The organism is Arthrobacter sp. 10N410 (assembly GCF_056394945.1).
Genome location: NZ_JBFTIP010000004.1, coordinates 212,996 through 229,723 on the forward strand (window position 1 = coordinate 212,996; position 16,728 = coordinate 229,723).

A 16,728-nucleotide genomic window follows, 5' to 3' on the forward strand; every position below is an offset into this window, starting at 1 on the left:
TTCATCTAATCCCGACGCGCTCTTCGAACTTGACCCCGCCGCAGAGGCGGTGGACCTCGCGGCGATGGCGCACCTCCCCTTGGACGGGCTGGTGGCGCCGGACTGGGCCGCGGCGCTGGCACCGGTCGAGGGACAGCTGCGGTCGGTCCTCGCGTTCCTCGCCGCCGAGACGGCCGACGGCCATGAGGTGCTGCCGGCGCCGTCGAACATCCTCCGGGCCTTCCGGCAGCCGCTCTCCGGCGTGCGGGTTCTGATTGTGGGCCAGGACCCCTACCCCACACCGGGTCACGCCGTCGGGCTGTCCTTCGCGGTGGATGGCGGCACCCGGCCGATCCCGCGCAGTCTCGCCAATATCTACAAGGAGCTCGACGCCGACCTCGGGCTGCCGCCCCGCGTCCACGGTGATCTCAGCCGGTGGGCGGAGCAGGGGGTGCTGCTGCTCAACCGAGTCCTAAGCGTCCGGGCCGGAGCAGCCGGTTCGCACCGGAACAAGGGCTGGGAGGCCGTCACGGCGGCCGCCATCAGGGCCGTCGCGCAGCGGCGCCGAGACGACGGCAGCCCCGCGCCGCTCGTGGTGGTCCTCTGGGGCAAGGACGCGGAGGGCGTGCGGCCACTGCTGGGCTCGGCCGCCGTGATCGCCAGCGCCCACCCCAGCCCGCTCTCGGCCTCGCGCGGGTTCTTCGGCTCACGCCCCTTCAGCCGCGCCAATGACCTGCTCACCGCCCAGGGTGACGGCACCGTGGACTGGGAACTGCCGCCGCTGCCCTGACCCGGTTCTTGGCTAGGCTTAGCTCCATGACTTCCGTCCCCGCCACAACCACCGCCAACCGGAACTCCCGGCCGCAGACCAACCTCACGGTCCTGCGCCGCGAGCAGCTCTCGCCGCACATGGTCCGGATCGTCGCCGGCGGCCCGGGTTTCGCTGCCTTCGTCAACAACGGCTACGTGGACCGGTACGTCAAGATCGCGTTCCCGCAGCCGGGGGTCGACTATCCGCAGCCGCTGGATCTCTGGGCCATCCGGGAGTCCCACCCGCGGGAAGAGTGGCCGCACACCCGGACCTACACCGTCCGTTGGGTCGACGAGGCGGCGGGCGAGCTGGCGATCGACTTCGTCATCCACGGCGATGAGGGCCTGGCCGGGCCGTGGGCCGCCTCCGCACAGGCCGGGGACAGCCTTGTCTTCACCGGGCCGGGCGGGGGCTACAACCCTGACCCGGCGGCGGACTGGTACCTCTTCGCGGGCGACGAGTCCGCCCTGCCGGCGATCAGCGCCGCGATCGAGTCACTCCCCCGGGATGCCCGCGGTCTGGCCTTCCTGGAGGTGGACAGCGACGCCGACGTCCTGGCGATCGACGCCCCGGCCGGGGTGGAACTGCGCTGGCTGCTGCGCCGCGGGACTCCGGCCGGAAGCGGGACCCTGCTGGTGGACGCCGTACGCGGCGCGCAGTGGCCCGAGGGCCGAGTGCAGGTCTTCGCGCACGGGGAGCGCGGCTACATGAAGGCCCTGCGCCCGGTGTTCTTTGCCGACCGTGGCCTCGAACGTGGCCAGGTCTCGCTCTCCGGGTATTGGGCCAGTGGCCGGGTGGAGGACGACTTCCAGGCCGAAAAGAAGCTGCCGATCGGCAAGATTTAGCCAGCCATCCACGGCTGACGCGGTCTGGCGCCGCGGAGTTTCCCCACTTTTGCCGCCACGACGCCGGGACAGCCCGGCGCGGCGGGCTGACACGCCGTCGGAGCCCGGCGAAGGTGGGGAAACGCGGCGCTTCAGCTCGTAGGCAGACGAGCCATCTCCGCCGTCGTTAGCGGCGGCGGGCGCGGCGCCGCTCGTTGCTGGCCAGGCTCCGGGTCAACGGCCGGGCGAGGGTGTCGCCGAGCACAATGCCGGCCGCGACGCCGAGCACGATTGCCCCGGCATTGAGCATCCCGCCGGCTCCCATCAGGATCTCGGACTCTTCGATCGTCAATACATACATGGAACGGAATATAGTCAGCCCCGGCAGCAGGATGAGCGCCGCGGGCACCGCCACGACCAGCTGCGGGGCCCCCATCCGGAGTGCGACCACGCGGGCCAGGAGGCCGATGACCACGGCGGCGAGGGCCGGGGCGAACCGGGGACCGATGCCGATGGCTGTTCCCCCGATCAGCACCAGATGACCCACGACGCCGACGGCCGCCGTCGGCAGCAACAGCTTCAGCGAGGTCTGCTCGGTGACGCCGATCGCGACGACCGCGATGGCCACCAACGGCACCAGCACCCACAAAGGATACTTCGGCGGGAATGTTTCGGTGACGTCAATGGACTGCATCCCGGTCATCGCCCCCACCACAAAGCCGACGGCGATCCCGGAGACCAGCGCGCCGAAGGTCAGCATGGTGGACAGGAACCGGCCGGCCGCGGTCACCGGGAAGCCGTTGATGGCGTCCTGCACCGAGGAGACGAGCCGACCGGTGGGCAGCAGCAGGAGGATTCCGCCGACCACCACGATGGCGGGGGCGATCTGGATTCCCAGCGGGCTGCCGAAGCGCCAGAGCAGCAGGGCGATCAGGGTGACAACGAAGGAACAGGACGCCGTGATGAAGAAGTCCGGGGTGCGCCAGCGGCCCAGTTGCCGCGCCAGCAGGCTGATCAGCAGGTTGGACAGGAAGGCGATGCCGGACGCGGCCACCCCGCCGCCCAGCACGCCGACGAACACCGCGGAGAAGACGCCGAAGGCCACGGTGACCATCCAGCGCGGGAATGGCTTCGAGCTGTGCGTGATCTCTTCGAGCCGGCGCACCGCTTCCTCGCGGCCCACTCCGCCGGCCACAATGTCCGTGACCAACTGGTGGACCTGGGCGAGGCCGGCGTAGTTGTTGGTCCAGGACCGCACCACGCGCAGCAGCGTAATGGGTGTCTGGTCCTTCGGGGCATAGTTGATGGCCACCGACTGGTTGGTGATGTCCACCTCGATGTTCTTCAGCCCCAGCGCGGCGGTAATGGCGATGATGCTGGTTTCCACTTCGAGGGCACCGGCGCCGTAGCGGAACATCGATTCGGCCAGCTTGAGGGCAAAGTCGATGGTCTTGCGGGCGGAGGTGTCCACGCCTCCGACCTGGATCATCGGGTTGGCGTACGGGCTGCCGGCCAGCCGGTCGACGATGCTCAGCGGTGCCGTGGGCGGGTTCTCACCTTGGACCAGCCTGCGGAGCATGCGTTTGGCGGCGGCGTTCTGGCGCACCTGCAGGGGCGACATCGGCTCGGTCCGGGGCAGGCCGTCCGTCTGCGGCCCGCGGCGGCCGTCGGGTGGTTTGGTCATTCCGGCCTCCTCATTTCACCTTGCGGGCGGTCTAGTAGAACTGCTGGCCCGTGCGCCGCGTGTACAGCTGGCGGGCGACGCGCTCCCCGGCGGCCATCCAGGCCTTGTACTTCAGCGGGCTCAAGACCTGGTCGTAGCAGCCGACGAAGTCCGTGACGGTCTTGCTGAAGCTGGTCTTGAACAGGCCGAGGCCGTGGAAGGGATTGGAGGTGTCCTTCAGCTTGTCGCTGGGCGGCGTGCCGCAGAAGTCGTATTCGGTGCAGCCGAGTTCCTTGAGCTGGTTGATGGCCGTCCACTGGACCAGGTGCGAGTCGCCGTACTGGCTGCGCTTCTGCAGGGAACCGCCGTCCTTGTAGGTGCCCTTCCGTCCGTAGTTGATCACGAACGCCCCCACCGAGGGCACGCCGTTTTCATAGACGAAGAGCAGCCGGCCCTGGCCGCGGTCCACGAAGTTGGTCCAGAACTGGCGGTAATACTCGTACTCGCGGACCCGGACCTGGGACTTGGCCTCCACGGTGTTCGTCATCAGCGCGTACATCGCCCGGAAGTTCTCTTCGGTCGGCTCCACGTTGTGGACCTCGACCTCCTCGCGGATGGCCCGCCGGACGGCGTTGCGGCCGCGGGAGTGCAGGTTGCGCAGCAGCTGGTTTTCCTGCGGCGAGATGTCCAGCAGCGCGGTGGAGTCGTTGGGCTGGAGGTTGTGGGTCTTGACCAGGCCCGCGCCTTCGATGACGCGCCGCGCGTCCTCCGACAGGACGATGTCGGGCTCGATCTTGATGGCGAATACCCCCAGCCGGGCGCGCTTGACGAAGTCGGCGTTGGCGGCCGCGATGCCGGGGATGTCCTCCACCGACGCCACATCCGGGCCCTTGATGAGGTACCAGAGCTTGCCGAGGAGGGGGAAGGACTTCTCCAGGACCAGGTTGTAGCTGGTGTAGTCGGCCGTCTCATAGACCAGGTGGAGGGGCTTCCAGCCGAAGTGCTGCTTGACCTCGGCGAAGGCCTCGGATTGAAGCAAATTCCCGCCGTTGGGGTTCGCGGTGACGTGGGCGTCCCAGTTGGCAACCTCTTCGGCGGAGGCAAAGCGGGCAGTGAATTCTCGCAAGGGTGCGGTATCCAATCTTTGCGGAACGAGCTTCGGCGGCATGGCTGGCATGCAGCATCAAGTCTATCGGGAGGCCGGCGGCTCTCAGGGCGCGGCGGCCCTGTGCCGGCCGTCGCACCGGGTTTACGCTGAAGGTATGGATGCGCAGCCGGAACCGTCAGCCGTCCGCCGGCAGTTCCGTCCGGGCGGGGCCGGGACGCGCCGGCCCGGCGTCGAGGCGGTGGCCCTGCTGGTACTGCTCGGCGCTTCGGCCCTCGTGGCGGCACTCGGCGGACTGGCCAGCGCCAGCAACGTCGACGGATGGTACGCGGCCGCGGACAAGGCCCCGTGGTCTCCGCCGAACTGGCTCTTCGGGCCCGTCTGGACGATTCTGTACATCGCGATGGCCGTAGCGGCATGGCTGGTCTGGCGCAGCCGGGCGGAAGGCGCCAGGCCCGCCCTCACCGCTTACGCCGTCCAGCTGGTGCTGAACCTGCTGTGGACCCCGGTGTTCTTTGGCTTGTACCCCGCCATGGGTTCCCCCGCGCTTTGGATCGGCTTCGTCATCATCGTGGCGCTGGCGGTCGCGGTGGCCGCCACCGTGCTGCGCTTCGGCCCGATCAGCCGCACCGCCGGGCTGCTGCTGCTCCCCTACCTGTCCTGGATCGTGTTCGCCGCGTCACTGAATCTGTGGGCGGCACTGAACAACTGAGGACAATCAGGAACGACTGGGAAATCAGCACTCCACCACGTTGACGGCGAGGCCGCCCATGGCGGTTTCCTTGTACTTGGAGCTCATGTCCTTGCCGGTCTCGCGCATGGTCACGATGACCTCGTCGAGCGACACGCGGTGTGAGCCGTCGCCCCAGAGGGCCATCTTGGCGGCGTTGATCGCCTTGGCTGCGGCGATGGCGTTGCGCTCGATGCACGGGATCTGCACCAGCCCGCCGATCGGGTCGCAGGTCAGGCCGAGGTTGTGCTCCATCGCGATCTCGGCGGCGTTCTCCACCTGCTGGGGCGTTCCGCCCATCACCTCGGCCAGGCCGGCGGCCGCCATTGACGACGCCGAACCCACCTCGCCCTGGCAGCCCACCTCGGCGCCGGAGATCGAGGCCTGTTCCTTGTAGAGCACCCCGATGGCACCGGCGGTCAGCAGGAACTTAACCACGACGTCGTCGCGGTCGGCCTGGGTGGCTTTATCCATGCCGGGGGCGAAGTGCAGCGCGTAGTAAAGCACGGCCGGAATGATACCCGCGGCGCCGTTGGTGGGCGCGGTGACAACGCGGCCGCCCGAGGCGTTCTCCTCGTTCACCGCGAGCGCGATCAGGTTCACCCACTCCTGCCAGTACTTGGGGTCCCGGTAGTCCGGGTCCTGGCCGTGGTTTTCCTTCATCAGCCGTTCGTGCCAGTCGGGGGCCCGACGGCGGACCTTGAGCCCGCCGGGAAGCAGGCCCTCGCGCTTAAGGCTGACCTCGACGCAGCCTTCCATCACGGAGTAGATGTGCAGGAGGCCTTCGCGGATCTCCTCTTCGGTACGGGAGGCGCGCTCATTTACGAACATGATTTCGCCGATCGAGAGCCCCTTGGACTGGCAGCGGCCCAGCAGTTCAGCGGCCGTGCGGAACGGCAGCGGGAGTTCCTTCTTGGACTCGTCGAGTTCCTTCAGCGCCGCGTCCTCCTCACCCTCGCGGACGATGAAGCCGCCGCCGACGGAGAAGAAGGTGGCGCTGTGCACGACGGCGCCGTCGGCGTCGGACACCGTGAACGTCATGCCGTTGGTGTGCCGGGGCAGGATGGTGAGCGGGCGCAGCACCATGTCCTTCACGCCGTAGGGCAACGCGACGGATCCGGCCAGGTGCAGGGTGCCCGTCTGGGCAATGGCGGCCAGCCGGTCCTCGACTTCCTCGGGGAGGATCTTCTCCGGGTGGAAGCCCTCGAGTCCGAGCAGGATGGCGGTCATGGTGCCGTGGCCATGGCCGGTGGCGGCGAGGGAGCCGTACAGGTCAACCCGGAGCGACGCCACGCGGTCCAGATCCCCCGAGGCCTTGAGCTCCTCGGCAAACACCGCAGCAGCCCGCATCGGCCCCACGGTATGCGAACTCGAAGGCCCGATCCCAATCGAAAAAAGATCAAAGACGCCAACAGCCATTACTGAATCCTAACTAGGCACTGCGGTCGGGCGGGGAGGGGGACGGACATCCTCTGCATGCTGCTCCTTCGTCGCTTTGACGCATGCTGCCGGATGCCCGGCCCCCTCCCCGGGGGCCGTCACCGTGAGCGGCACTATGTGGTTGAGACGTCAATGCGGGGGCGAGGTGCCCACGAGGGGCCGGCGGAGCCGGGCTTTTCGAAAGCGTGCGTCTAAGCGAGGGACGAGCGAGCACGCGTGCAAAGTCCGGTCCGCCGGGCCCGGAGCCAACCCGAAAGAGATCGGCCCCGGAGCCAGCCGCAGCGGTCAACCTAGATTAGCAACCGAGGGGTAGAGCGGGTGGGCGGCGGCGAGGGCATCGACGCGGGAGCGCAGACCGGACAGGTCCGCGCCGGCGTCGGCGGTCAGCGCCTCGGCGATGATGTCCGCAACTTCGGTAAAGGCGGCCTCGCCGAAGCCGCGGGTGGCCAGCGCCGGGGTGCCGATCCGCAGCCCCGAGGTAACCATCGGCGGGCGCGGGTCGAACGGAACGGCGTTGCGGTTGACGGTGATGTCGATTTCCGCGAGGCGGTCCTCGGCCTCCTGCCCGTTGAGCTCGCAGTTGCGCAGGTCCACCAGGACCAGGTGCACGTCGGTGCCGCCGGAGATCACGTTGATCCCCTTGGCGGTGACGTCCGGCTGGACCAGGCGCTCGGCGAGGATCCGGGCGCCGGCCAGCACACGTTCCTGGCGTTCCTTGAACTCGGGCGAGGCGGCGATCTTGAACGCCACGGCCTTGCCGGCGATGACGTGCTCCAGCGGGCCGCCCTGCTGGCCCGGGAACACTGCCGAGTTGATCTTCTTGGCGATGTCGGCGTCGTTGGAGAGGATGATGCCGCCACGCGGACCGGCCAGGGTCTTGTGCGTCGTGGAGGTGGTCACGTGCGCGTGCGGCACCGGAGACGGGTGCAGCCCGGCCGCGACGAGCCCGGCGAAGTGGGCCATGTCCACCATCAGGTAGGCCCCCACGGAGTCGGCGATCCGGCGGAATTCCGCGAAGTCGAGCTGGCGGGCGTAGGCGGACCAGCCGGCGACGATCAGGGCCGGCTTGTGCTCCTGGGCCAGGCGCTCCACCTCGGCCATGTCGATCCGGTGGTCATCCTCCCGGACCTGGTACGGGATGACGTTGTACAGCCGGCCGGAGAAGTTGATCTTCATGCCGTGGGTCAGGTGTCCGCCGTGCGCCAGGTTCAGGCCCATGATGGTGTCGCCCGGACGGATCAGGGCGTGCATGACCGAGGCGTTGGCCTGCGCGCCGGAGTGCGGCTGGACGTTGGCGTACTCGGCGCCGAACAGGGCCTTGACCCGGTCGATCGCGAGCTGCTCGACGACGTCGACGTGTTCGCAGCCGCCGTAGTAGCGCTTGCCCGGGTAGCCCTCGGCGTACTTGTTGGTCAGCACCGAGCCCTGCGCCTGCATGACGGCCTTGGCGGTGTGGTTTTCCGAGGCGATCATTTCCAGGCCGTCGCGCTGGCGGCTGAGCTCGGCGTCGATCTTCGCGGCGATCTCCGGATCCAGCGCGGACAGTTCAGCGTCCAGGCTCGGCGAAACGACCTGCTCGAATACCGCGGTGTTTGTACCTGCGACCGCGGCGGCGCTCACAGTTCGCCGCCGTTCTTGGACGCGTAATCCTGCGCGGAGAGCAGCGGGCCGTCCGATTCGGCGGCGACCTTCAAGAGCCAGCCGGCGCCGTACGGGTCGCTGTTGATCAGGGCCGGGTCGTCGACGACGGCGGGGTTGATTTCGGTGACCTCGCCCGTGACGGGGGCGTACAGGTCCGAGACGGACTTGGTCGACTCGACCTCGCCGCAGGTCTCCCCCGCGGTCACCGCGGAGCCGACCTCGGGCAGGTCAACGTAGACGATGTCGCCCAGGGCGTCCGTGGCGACCGCGGAGATGCCGATGGAGACAAGGTTCCCGGCCTCCCGCGCAACCCACTCGTGCTCGTCGGAGTACTGCAGTTCAGGGGCAACTTTTGCCATGTGTTTTTCCTAAGTCTTGAAGTGGTCGTTGGTGCTAAATCAATTGTGGCCGGGTTGCGGAGTGACCGTGGCCGGGTTACGCGGCGCGGCCCGCCATCCTCCGCGTGCTCGCTCGTCCCTCGCTTAGACGCACGCTTCCGGATGACGTCCCCCACCGCTAAATGCCAGTTCAGTTCCGGAGGCCAATAGTTTTGGGCCAAACCGCCGTTCTCCGGAAAGAAACAGAGGCCGTCGATATCTTTTAGAGCCGACCCTCGGTAGGCGGTACGGGCCCCATCACCTTTGGCTTTCGAAGGCGATGGCTCCCGTTGGTTTTGGTGTTGTGGGTTGTTCTAAAAGGTGAGCTGTCCACGAGGGGGCGGCTGGCCGCGGTTTTCGAAAGCGTGCGTCTAAGCGAGGAACGAGCGAGCACGCGTGAAAACTGGGGCTAGTCGGTCCCGGAGCCGGGGACGGCCGGTCCCGGAGCCAGCCACAGCTCCGGGACGCGAATAGCCGGGCTACTTTTGGCGCTTGTAGAACGGCAGTGCGACAACTTCGAACGGCTCGGTTTTGCCGCGCAGGTCGATGTCCAGGGCGGTGCCGGGTTCGGTGAACTCGACGTCGACGTAGGCCATGGCGACCGGGTAGCCCAGAGTGGGGCTGGGCTGGCCGGAGGTAACTTCGCCGACCGTGTTGCCGTCCTTCAGGACCGGGTAGTGGCCGCGGCCGGCCCGGCGTCCGAGGCCCTTGAGCCCGACGAGTTTGCGCCCGGCGGTGGAGCCTGCGCCGGCCTCCTTCTTGGCGGCCAGGGCAGCCTTGCCGACGAAGTCGCCGTCCTTGGACAGCGCGACGACGGGGCCGAGCCCGGCGGCGAACGGGTCGCCCTCGAGGGAGAGTTCGTTGCCGTACAGCGGCATGCCGGCCTCGAGCCGGAGCGAGTCGCGGGAGGCCAGGCCGGCGGGCGTCAGCTCGCCGTCCTCGGCGATGGCGATGAGCGCCTGCCAGAGGGCGGCGGCGTCGTCGTTGGAGACGAAGATTTCGAAGCCGTCCTCACCGGTGTAACCGGTGCGTGCCAGCAGCAGGTCCTGGCTGGCGCCGCTGACCATGAACGGGACGTCGACGGCGGCGTAGTACTTCAGGCCGGTGACGAGCTCGTGCTGGGCGGCGGGGACCAGGCGGAGCAGGATCGCTTCCGCTTTGGGGCCCTGGACCGCGATCAGCGAGGTCTCGGCGGAGGCGTCCCGGACCGTGACGTCGAACTTTCCAGCCCGCTCGGCCAGGGCCGCGGAGACGACTTTGGCGTTGCCGGCGTTGGGGACGACAAGGAATTTCTCGTCACCGCGGCGGTAGGTGATGAGGTCGTCGATGATGCCGCCGTCCTCGTTGCAGATCAGCGAGTACTTGGCCTTGCCGACCGCCATGGCGGAGATCTTGCCCACGAGGGCGTAGTCCAGGAAGGCGGCGGCGTCGGGGCCGGTGACCCAGACCTCGCCCATGTGGGAGAGGTCGAACAGGCCGGCGGACTTGCGGACGGCGTGGTGTTCGGCGAGTTCGGAGCTGTACTTCAGCGGCATCTGCCAGCCGCCGAAGTCCGTGAAGGAGGCGCCGAGTTTTTTGTGCTCTTCGTAAAGTGCCGTGTAGTTCTCAGTCATCGTTGGCTGTCCCTAGTTGTTAGAGGCGGAGTTGGCGGAGTCGTCGGAGTGGGCTGCTGTGTCTTCCTCGAAGGCTTCGAGGGGAGGGCATGAGCAGATCAGGTTGCGGTCGCCCGCGGCCCCATCGATCCGGCCGACCGGCGGGAAGTACTTGTCCTGCTTTAGCGTGTGCACCGGGAAGACGGCCTGTTCGCGCGGGTAGCTTCGCTCCCAGTTGGTGCTGATGACGGCGGCCGCGGTGTGCGGGGCGTTGCGCAGCGGGCTGTGCTCCACGGTGAAGTCTCCGTGGGCCACCTGGTCAATCTCGGCGCGGATGGCGATCATGGCCGTGATGAACCGGTCGATCTCGCCGAGGTCCTCGGACTCGGTGGGCTCCACCATCAAGGTCCCCGCCACCGGGAACGCCAGGGTGGGCGCGTGGAAACCGTAGTCGATGAGGCGCTTGGCGACGTCCTCGGCGGTCACACCGGTCTTGGCCGTGAGTTCGCGCAGGTCCAGGATGCATTCGTGGGCCACCAGGCCGCCCTCGCCGGTGTAGAGCACCGGGAAGTAATCGTTGAGGCGGGCCGCAATGTAGTTGGCCGCGAGCAGGGCCGACTTGGTGGCCTCGGTCAGGCCCTGTCCGCCCATCAGCTTCACGTAGGCCCAGGAAATCGGCAGCACGCCGGCCGAGCCGTAGCGGGAGGCGGAGATCGGCGTGCCCTCGGCGCCGTTGGCCGGATCAGCCGCGTTGCCGGGCATGAACGGGGCCAGGTGGGCCTTCGCCGCGACAGGTCCGACGCCGGGTCCGCCGCCGCCGTGCGGGATGCAGAAGGTCTTGTGCAGGTTCAGGTGCGAGACGTCTCCGCCGAACTGGCCCGGCTGGGCCAGTCCGACGAGTGCGTTGAGGTTGGCGCCGTCAATGTAGACCTGGCCGCCGGCGGCGTGGATGGCATCGCAGACCTCGCGGACGTCGGCGTCGTACACCCCGTGCGTGGACGGGTAGGTGATCATGATCGCCGAGAGGGCGTCCTTGTGCAGCTCGATCTTGGCCTGCAGGTCAGCGTGGTCGATCGTGCCGTCGGAGGCGGTGGCCACGACGACGACCTTCATGCCGGCCAGCACTGCGGAGGCGGCGTTCGTGCCGTGCGCGGAGGCCGGAATGAGGCAGATGTTGCGCTGGTCGTCGCCGCGGGAGAGGTGGTAGCCGCGAATGGCGAGCAGTCCGGCGAGCTCACCCTGGGAGCCGGCGTTCGGCTGGATGGAGACCTGGTCGTAGCCGGTGATCTCGGTCAGCTGGGCTTCGAGGTCCTCGATCAGTTCGCGCCAGCCGGCGGTCTGGGATTCGGGCGCGAAGGGGTGGATGGAGGCGAACTCCGGCCAGGAGATGGCTTCCATTTCGGCCGTAGCGTTCAGCTTCATGGTGCAGGAACCCAGCGGGATCATGGTGCGGTCCAGGGCCAGGTCCCGGTCCGAGAGGCGGCGGATGTAGCGCAGCAGCTGGGTTTCGGAGCGGTGCGTGTTGAAGACCGGGTGCTGGAGGTAGTCGGAGGTGCGCTCGACGGCGGAGTCCAGGGCAAACGCAGTGTCCGTGCCTGCGGCACTATCCGCGACGCTGGCGCCGAAAGCGGCGACGACGTCGGCGACGATCGCCGCCGTCGTGGCCTCATCGGCGGAGATGCCGACCGTGTCGGCGTCGACGGCGCGCAGGTTGATGCCCTTGGCGTCGGCGGCGGCGATGAATTCCGCGGCCTTGCCCGGCACGGAGACGGTCACGGTGTCGAAGAACGAGGTGTGCAGCACGTCCAGTCCCGCAGCTTTCAGCGAGGCGGCAATGGTCCGGGCGTGGCCGTGGGTGGTCTCGGCAATGGCCTTCAGCCCGTCCGGGCCGTGGTAAACGGCGTAGAAGGAGGCCACGATGGCCAGCAGCGCCTGGGCGGTGCAGATGTTGGAGGTGGCCTTCTCACGGCGGATGTGCTGTTCGCGGGTCTGCAGCGCCAGCCGGTAGGCGGGGACGCCGGCGTTGTCCTTGGAGACGCCCACGAGGCGGCCGGGCATGGAGCGCTCCAGGCCCTTCTGGACGGCCATGTACGCGGCGTGCGGGCCGCCGAAGAACAGCGGCACGCCGAAGCGCTGGGCGGAGCCGACCGCGATGTCCGCGCCCTGTTCGCCCGGGGAGGTGATCAGGGTCAGGGACAGCAGGTCCGCGGCCACGGTGACGAGCGCGCCGCGTTCCTTGGCGTCCGCGATGACGTCCGAGTGGTCGAACACGCGTCCGGAGGCACCGGGCTGCTGCAGCACGACGCCGTTGATGACGCCCTCGGGCAGGCCCTTGGACAGGTCCGCGACCTCGACCTCGAAGCCGAGGGCCTCGGCGCGGCCCTTGACGATGGCGATGGTCTGCGGGAGGCAGTCGGCGTCGAGGACGGTCTTGCCGTCGTGGGCCGTCTTGTTCTTGTTGGCCCGTCGCATCATCAGCACGGCCTCGGCGACGGCCGTGGCTTCGTCCAGCAGCGAGGCGTTGGCGATCGGGAGCCCGACGAGGTCCTGGACCATGGTCTGGAAGTTCAACAGCGCCTCGAGCCGGCCCTGGGAGATTTCGGGCTGGTACGGCGTGTACGCGGTGTACCAGGCCGGTGCCTCGAGGATGTTGCGGCGGATCACGGCCGGGGTGACGGTGTCGTAATAGCCCTGGCCAATCATCTGCACTGCGGTCTTGTTCTTCGATGCCAGCTTGCGCAGTTCGGCGAGCACTTCCACTTCGCTCAGCGCCGCGGCGAGCGCCAGGTCGGAGTCCTGCCGGATGTCCTTCGGGACGGCGGTATCCACCAAGGCGTCGACGGTGTCGTAGCCGACAGCCTTCAGCATGGCGTCGACGTCGGCCTGGCGCCGGGCGCCGATATGCCGGTCAACGAAGGACGTGGAGGCTGAGGTAACAGTCACAAGGAACTCCATAACTAAGGCGGCGCAGGGTACGCCACATTGATTCGGGTTCCTCCCCGCTCTGTATTGGACCTGAGAGTTTCCGCGCAGCCGCTTTCGCGAGGCTCCGCTTGCACCGTCGGTGAGCACAGCGCGCCGCGTGACGCACTTGCTGCTTTCCAGAGTTGCCTTGCCGCGGCGGTACATGGGCCTGAGAGATTCCTGGGGAGGGTTTGCTCCTACGGCGCCTGCTTGTACCTACTTGCAGAACTCTCCCGCCGCAGATCAAAGGCATATTCAATTGCTCGTGACCGCAGTCACAACTCCCATTGTCCTATGCCGGAGGCACGTCCGCAAACTCCGGTACCCGGGCCGCTTCAGCGTTACGGTAGAGCGGTGGCCACGAGGCGGTGGCGCATGCGGCCACTGGGCAAATTACTACTCAAGGAGACAATTCATGCTGGAGCGAAGGCCATTCGGGAACACTGGTTTGGAAGTCTCCATCGTGGGGCTCGGCGCCGGCCAGATCGGTGAAAGTGAGGTCACCGAGGCCGAAGCCGCCGAGGTGCTCAACGGGGCATTGGATCTCGGCGTCACGCTGATCGATACCGCCGCCAGTTACGGGCTGAGCGAAGAGCGCATCGGCCGGCACCTCGGCGGACGCCGGGACGAGTTCGTATTGTCCACAAAGGGTGGGCCCAAGATCAACGGCCAACGGGACTGGTCGCCGGGCAGCGTGCTGGAGAGTATCGAACAGTCCCTGCGCTTGACCCGGTCGGAACGGCTCGACGTCTTCTATCTGCACTCATGCCCGCTTGAAATCCTGCGGCGTGGCGATCTGCAGGACACCCTGGACCAGGCAGTCGCCGCCGGCAAGATCGGTGTCGCCGGCTACAGCGGAGACAACGCGCCGCTCGCATTCGCTGTGGACTCCGGCCGGTTCGGTGCCATCGAAACCAGCGTCAACATAGCCGACCAGTGGAATCTCCGAAACGTTCTCCGTCCCCGGCTCGGCCCGGGAGTCATCGCCAAGCGCCCGATCGCGAACGCGCCGTGGCGCTTCGCTGAACGACCCACCGGGAACTACGCGGAGCTCTATTGGGAACGGCTGCGGGCCCTGGAGCTCGACCCAGGAGACCTGGACTGGGCCGAGTTCGCCCTGCGCTTCACGGTGTACGCGCCCGGCGTGGACACCGCAATTGCCGGCACGGCCAAGCTGGCCAACCTGCGCGCCAATATCACCGCCGCCGGACGGGGCCCTCTTCCGGCTTCTGCACTGGAAGGCATCGACCGCGCCTGGCACGCTGTGGGCTCCGGCTGGCCGGCCTCGACCTGACGGCCCGGCAAGCCTAAAGCCGCCCTTAGCTGCGCAGGCGTTCGACGGCGGCCAGCAGGCTCTCGACGTCGCCGGCCACCTCGGCCGGCGCCTCGCCGGGTCCCCGCGCCAGCATGGCGTTGAAGTACAGCCCGTCCCCCATGTACAGCACGGGCTTGGCCATGGCGGGGCCCACATCAGCGGCAAGGAGCGCCAGCCAGCTCGCCTGGACTCCTGCCATCCGCCGCAGGGTCTCGGCGTGGGCCACCTCGGCCAACCGGGTGGCGGCCACGAAGACCCGGTCCAGCGGGGTATCGGCCCATACGGAGGATCTGATGAAGTACGCCGCCGCTCCTTCCGGTGCCGCGGCCATGGCCGCCAGGTCCGCGGCGAGGAGCCGGTCCAGGCGCTCCAGCAGCACCGAGATCATGGCCTCCTTGTTTGGGAAGTGGTACAGCAGTCCGCCTTTGGAGACGCCGGCCCGCCGGGCGACCGCGTCCAGTGTCGCGGCGCGCTCCCCCTCCGCAATGAGGAGGGATTCGAAGGCGTCGAGGACGGCTTCGCGGGCTACGGGTTTTCTGGCCATGGCTCCCATCATGCCTGCCGTGACGCGAATTTCTTAACTGTACCGTCTGGACGGTACAGTTAACCGTCATGAGCACCGCATCCCTGTCCGCAGCCACCCGCACCGAACAGGCCCCGCGCGCGCCTTGGCGCGACTGGCTGGCCTTGTCGCTGCTGATGTTCCCGGTCCTGCTCGTAGCCGTGGACAACACCGCGCTGACCTTTGCCCTGCCGGCGATCGCCCGCAGCCTGGACGCCACCGGGGTGCAGCTGCTGTGGATCGTCGATGCGTATCCGCTGGTGCTGGCCGGCCTGCTCGTGGCGATGGGCAGCCTCGGTGACAGGATCGGCCGGCGCCGGCTGCTGTTCATCGGCAGCACCGGTTTCGCCCTGGTTTCCGCGGTGACGGCTTTCGCGCCCAGCGCGGAATGGCTGATCGCGGGACGGGCCGGCCTGGGCTTCTTCGGCGCCATGCTGATGCCGTCCACGCTGTCCCTGATCCGCAATATCTTCCCGGAGCCCAACCGGCGGCGGCTCGCGGTGGCGATCTGGGCCGCGGGCTTCTCCGGCGGCGCCGCGCTGGGCCCGATCTTCGGCGGCTGGCTGGTGGAGCACCTCTGGTGGGGTGCGGTCCTGCTGGTCGCCGTGCCGATCATCCTGCCCCTGCTGGTCCTGGGCCCCGCACTGATTCCGGAATCGCGGGACCCCAACCCGGGCAGGGTGGACGCGCCCAGCATCGTCTTGTCCCTGCTGGCCATGGGTCCGGCGGTCTACGGCATCAAGATCCTGGCGACCGACGGCGTGGCGCCGGAGCCGCTCGCGGCCCTCGGGATCGGGCTGCTGATGGGGTACGCCTTCGTCCGGCGGCAGCGCCGGCTGGCGGCCTCGGCATCCTCTGCTCCGCTGCTGGACCTCAGCCTCTTCGCCAACCCGGTCTTCAGCACCGCGATCACCGCCAACGTCCTGGCCCTGTTTTCGTACAACGGTTTCATCTTGTTCCTCGCCCAGCATTTGCAGCTGCTCGAGGGGCAGTCGCCGTCGGAATCCGGCATGGCGATGATCCCGGCGCTCGTCGCCACCGTCGTCGCCGGGCTGCTCGTGGTCCCGCTGGTCCGCAAGGTCCGTCCGGGGTTCGTGGTGGCGGGCGGCCTGCTCCTTAGCGCTGCGGGTTACGGTCTTGTGGCCTTCGGAGACCACGGCGCCGGGCCCGGCGTGCTGCTGGCCGCCCTGCTGGTGCTGTGCCTGGGGGTCGGCGCGGCCGAGACCATCTCCAACGACCTGATCCTTGGGGCGGCGCCGGCGGCGAAATCGGGCGCAGCGTCCGCCATCTCGGAAACCGGCTACGAGGTGGGCTCCCTGCTCGGCACCGCCATCCTCGGTTCCATCCTGACCGCCTCCTACCAGCGCAACCTGCAGCTGCCCGCCGGCGTCGCCGGGACGGCACCGGCGGAAACCGCGGCCCAGGCCGGCGAGACCCTCGCCGGGGCCGCCGAACTGGCGCATACCCTCCCGGCTCCGCTGGCCGAGGCCGTGATGGCTGCCGCCCGGGCCGCATTCGACTCCGGCGTTCACATCACGGCCGCCATCGCGCTGGTGCTGATGGCCGGCGCCGCGGCCCTCGCCGCCGTCGTGCTGCGCAAGGTACCGACGGCGAACTAGGCGTCAGGTGCAGGGCACCTCTGTTCAGATGGCAGCGGCCGGCACGGCGTTAAATGGCAAGCGTCCGACGCCGGGACGGAACCCGGCGTCGGACGCGTGGAAGTAA

13 protein-coding genes and 2 riboswitches are annotated in these 16,728 nt (G+C 68.3%); of the genes, 5 read left to right on the forward strand and 8 right to left on the reverse strand.

Annotation, left to right across the window (positions count from 1 at the left end):
• Nucleotides 1-64 precede the first annotated feature (64 nt).
• A complete protein-coding gene (locus AC1DB8_RS12000; RefSeq protein ID WP_441418394.1) occupies nt 65-769 on the forward strand; it encodes a uracil-DNA glycosylase in 705 nt (234 codons plus the stop codon).
• Between the two features lie 26 nt (nt 770-795).
• Nucleotides 796-1,635: a siderophore-interacting protein gene (locus tag AC1DB8_RS12005; protein ID WP_441418253.1), complete on the forward strand. Its 840-nt coding sequence runs from the start codon at nt 796-798 to the stop codon at nt 1,633-1,635.
• Between the two features lie 166 nt (nt 1,636-1,801).
• Here AC1DB8_RS12005 and AC1DB8_RS12010 read toward each other — a convergent pair whose 3' ends face one another.
• Together AC1DB8_RS12010 and AC1DB8_RS12015 are read right to left on the reverse strand one after the other, a co-directional pair.
• Nucleotides 1,802-3,298, reverse strand: coding sequence for a threonine/serine exporter family protein (locus tag AC1DB8_RS12010; protein ID WP_441418252.1), 1,497 nt, complete (start codon nt 3,296-3,298; stop codon nt 1,802-1,804).
• A gap of 31 nt (nt 3,299-3,329) precedes the next feature.
• Entirely contained in the window at nt 3,330-4,403 is a 1,074-nt protein-coding gene (locus tag AC1DB8_RS12015) for a lipid II:glycine glycyltransferase FemX (RefSeq protein ID WP_441418251.1), read from the reverse strand.
• Between the two features lie 136 nt (nt 4,404-4,539).
• Here AC1DB8_RS12015 and AC1DB8_RS12020 point away from each other — a divergent pair, with 136 nt between their 5' ends.
• Nucleotides 4,540-5,094 (forward strand): TspO/MBR family protein, encoded by a 555-nt coding sequence (locus AC1DB8_RS12020; RefSeq protein WP_441418250.1) that lies wholly within the window; start codon nt 4,540-4,542, stop codon nt 5,092-5,094.
• Between the two features lie 24 nt (nt 5,095-5,118).
• Here the strand turns inward: AC1DB8_RS12020 and AC1DB8_RS12025 are convergent, their stop codons facing one another.
• The 5 genes from AC1DB8_RS12025 to gcvP all read right to left on the reverse strand — a co-directional run bounded on the left by AC1DB8_RS12025 (nt 5,119) and on the right by gcvP (nt 13,117).
• Entirely contained in the window at nt 5,119-6,531 is a 1,413-nt protein-coding gene (locus AC1DB8_RS12025) for an L-serine ammonia-lyase (RefSeq protein ID WP_441418249.1), read from the reverse strand.
• Nucleotides 6,532-6,837: 306 nt separating this feature from the next.
• On the reverse strand, nt 6,838-8,172 hold the full coding sequence (glyA, locus tag AC1DB8_RS12030; RefSeq protein WP_441418248.1) for a serine hydroxymethyltransferase: 1,335 nt from the start codon (nt 8,170-8,172) through the stop codon (nt 6,838-6,840).
• Nucleotides 8,169-8,552 carry a glycine cleavage system protein GcvH gene (gcvH, locus tag AC1DB8_RS12035; protein ID WP_476893153.1) on the reverse strand — a complete coding sequence of 128 codons (384 nt, stop codon included), beginning with the start codon at nt 8,550-8,552 and terminating at the stop codon, nt 8,169-8,171. The genes glyA and gcvH overlap by 4 nt, the downstream gene beginning before the upstream one ends.
• A gap of 497 nt (nt 8,553-9,049) precedes the next feature.
• Nucleotides 9,050-10,183 carry a glycine cleavage system aminomethyltransferase GcvT gene (gene gcvT / locus AC1DB8_RS12040; RefSeq protein WP_441418246.1) on the reverse strand — a complete coding sequence of 378 codons (1,134 nt, stop codon included), beginning with the start codon at nt 10,181-10,183 and terminating at the stop codon, nt 9,050-9,052.
• A gap of 12 nt (nt 10,184-10,195) precedes the next feature.
• Nucleotides 10,196-13,117 carry an aminomethyl-transferring glycine dehydrogenase gene (gcvP, locus tag AC1DB8_RS12045; RefSeq protein ID WP_441418245.1) on the reverse strand — a complete coding sequence of 974 codons (2,922 nt, stop codon included), beginning with the start codon at nt 13,115-13,117 and terminating at the stop codon, nt 10,196-10,198.
• Between the two features lie 39 nt (nt 13,118-13,156).
• A riboswitch (glycine riboswitch) is annotated at nt 13,157-13,272 on the reverse strand.
• A 1-nt stretch (nt 13,273) separates the two neighbouring features.
• Nucleotides 13,274-13,372, reverse strand: a riboswitch (glycine riboswitch).
• Between the two features lie 202 nt (nt 13,373-13,574).
• Between gcvP and AC1DB8_RS12050 the strand changes: the two genes are divergently transcribed.
• Nucleotides 13,575-14,420: an aldo/keto reductase gene (locus tag AC1DB8_RS12050; protein ID WP_441418244.1), complete on the forward strand. Its 846-nt coding sequence runs from the start codon at nt 13,575-13,577 to the stop codon at nt 14,418-14,420.
• Between the two features lie 25 nt (nt 14,421-14,445).
• On the opposite strand, the gene AC1DB8_RS12055 is transcribed toward AC1DB8_RS12050, so the two are convergent.
• Nucleotides 14,446-14,985 carry a TetR/AcrR family transcriptional regulator gene (locus tag AC1DB8_RS12055; RefSeq protein WP_441418243.1) on the reverse strand — a complete coding sequence of 180 codons (540 nt, stop codon included), beginning with the start codon at nt 14,983-14,985 and terminating at the stop codon, nt 14,446-14,448.
• 68 nt (nt 14,986-15,053) lie between these two features.
• Here AC1DB8_RS12055 and AC1DB8_RS12060 point away from each other — a divergent pair, with 68 nt between their 5' ends.
• Nucleotides 15,054-16,622, forward strand: coding sequence for an MFS transporter (locus tag AC1DB8_RS12060; protein ID WP_476893154.1), 1,569 nt, complete (start codon nt 15,054-15,056; stop codon nt 16,620-16,622).
• Nucleotides 16,623-16,728: the final 106 nt, after the last annotated feature.

What these genes read in the sequence shown, in the direction of transcription:
- gcvP (WP_441418245.1), bottom strand. Translation starts at nt 13,117, where the DNA reads ATGGAGTTCCTTGTGACTGTTACCTCAGCCTCCACGTCCTTCGTTGAC.
- AC1DB8_RS12020 (WP_441418250.1), top strand. Translation starts at nt 4,540, where the DNA reads ATGGATGCGCAGCCGGAACCGTCAGCCGTCCGCCGGCAGTTCCGTCCG.
- gcvH (WP_476893153.1), bottom strand. Translation starts at nt 8,552, where the DNA reads ATGGCAAAAGTTGCCCCTGAACTGCAGTACTCCGACGAGCACGAGTGG.
- AC1DB8_RS12000 (WP_441418394.1), top strand. Translation starts at nt 65, where the DNA reads ATGGCGCACCTCCCCTTGGACGGGCTGGTGGCGCCGGACTGGGCCGCG.
- AC1DB8_RS12025 (WP_441418249.1), bottom strand. Translation starts at nt 6,531, where the DNA reads ATGGCTGTTGGCGTCTTTGATCTTTTTTCGATTGGGATCGGGCCTTCG.
- AC1DB8_RS12010 (WP_441418252.1), bottom strand. Translation starts at nt 3,298, where the DNA reads ATGACCAAACCACCCGACGGCCGCCGCGGGCCGCAGACGGACGGCCTG.
- AC1DB8_RS12055 (WP_441418243.1), bottom strand. Translation starts at nt 14,985, where the DNA reads ATGGCCAGAAAACCCGTAGCCCGCGAAGCCGTCCTCGACGCCTTCGAA.
- gcvT (WP_441418246.1), bottom strand. Translation starts at nt 10,183, where the DNA reads ATGACTGAGAACTACACGGCACTTTACGAAGAGCACAAAAAACTCGGC.
- AC1DB8_RS12060 (WP_476893154.1), top strand. Translation starts at nt 15,054, where the DNA reads ATGAGCACCGCATCCCTGTCCGCAGCCACCCGCACCGAACAGGCCCCG.
- AC1DB8_RS12005 (WP_441418253.1), top strand. Translation starts at nt 796, where the DNA reads ATGACTTCCGTCCCCGCCACAACCACCGCCAACCGGAACTCCCGGCCG.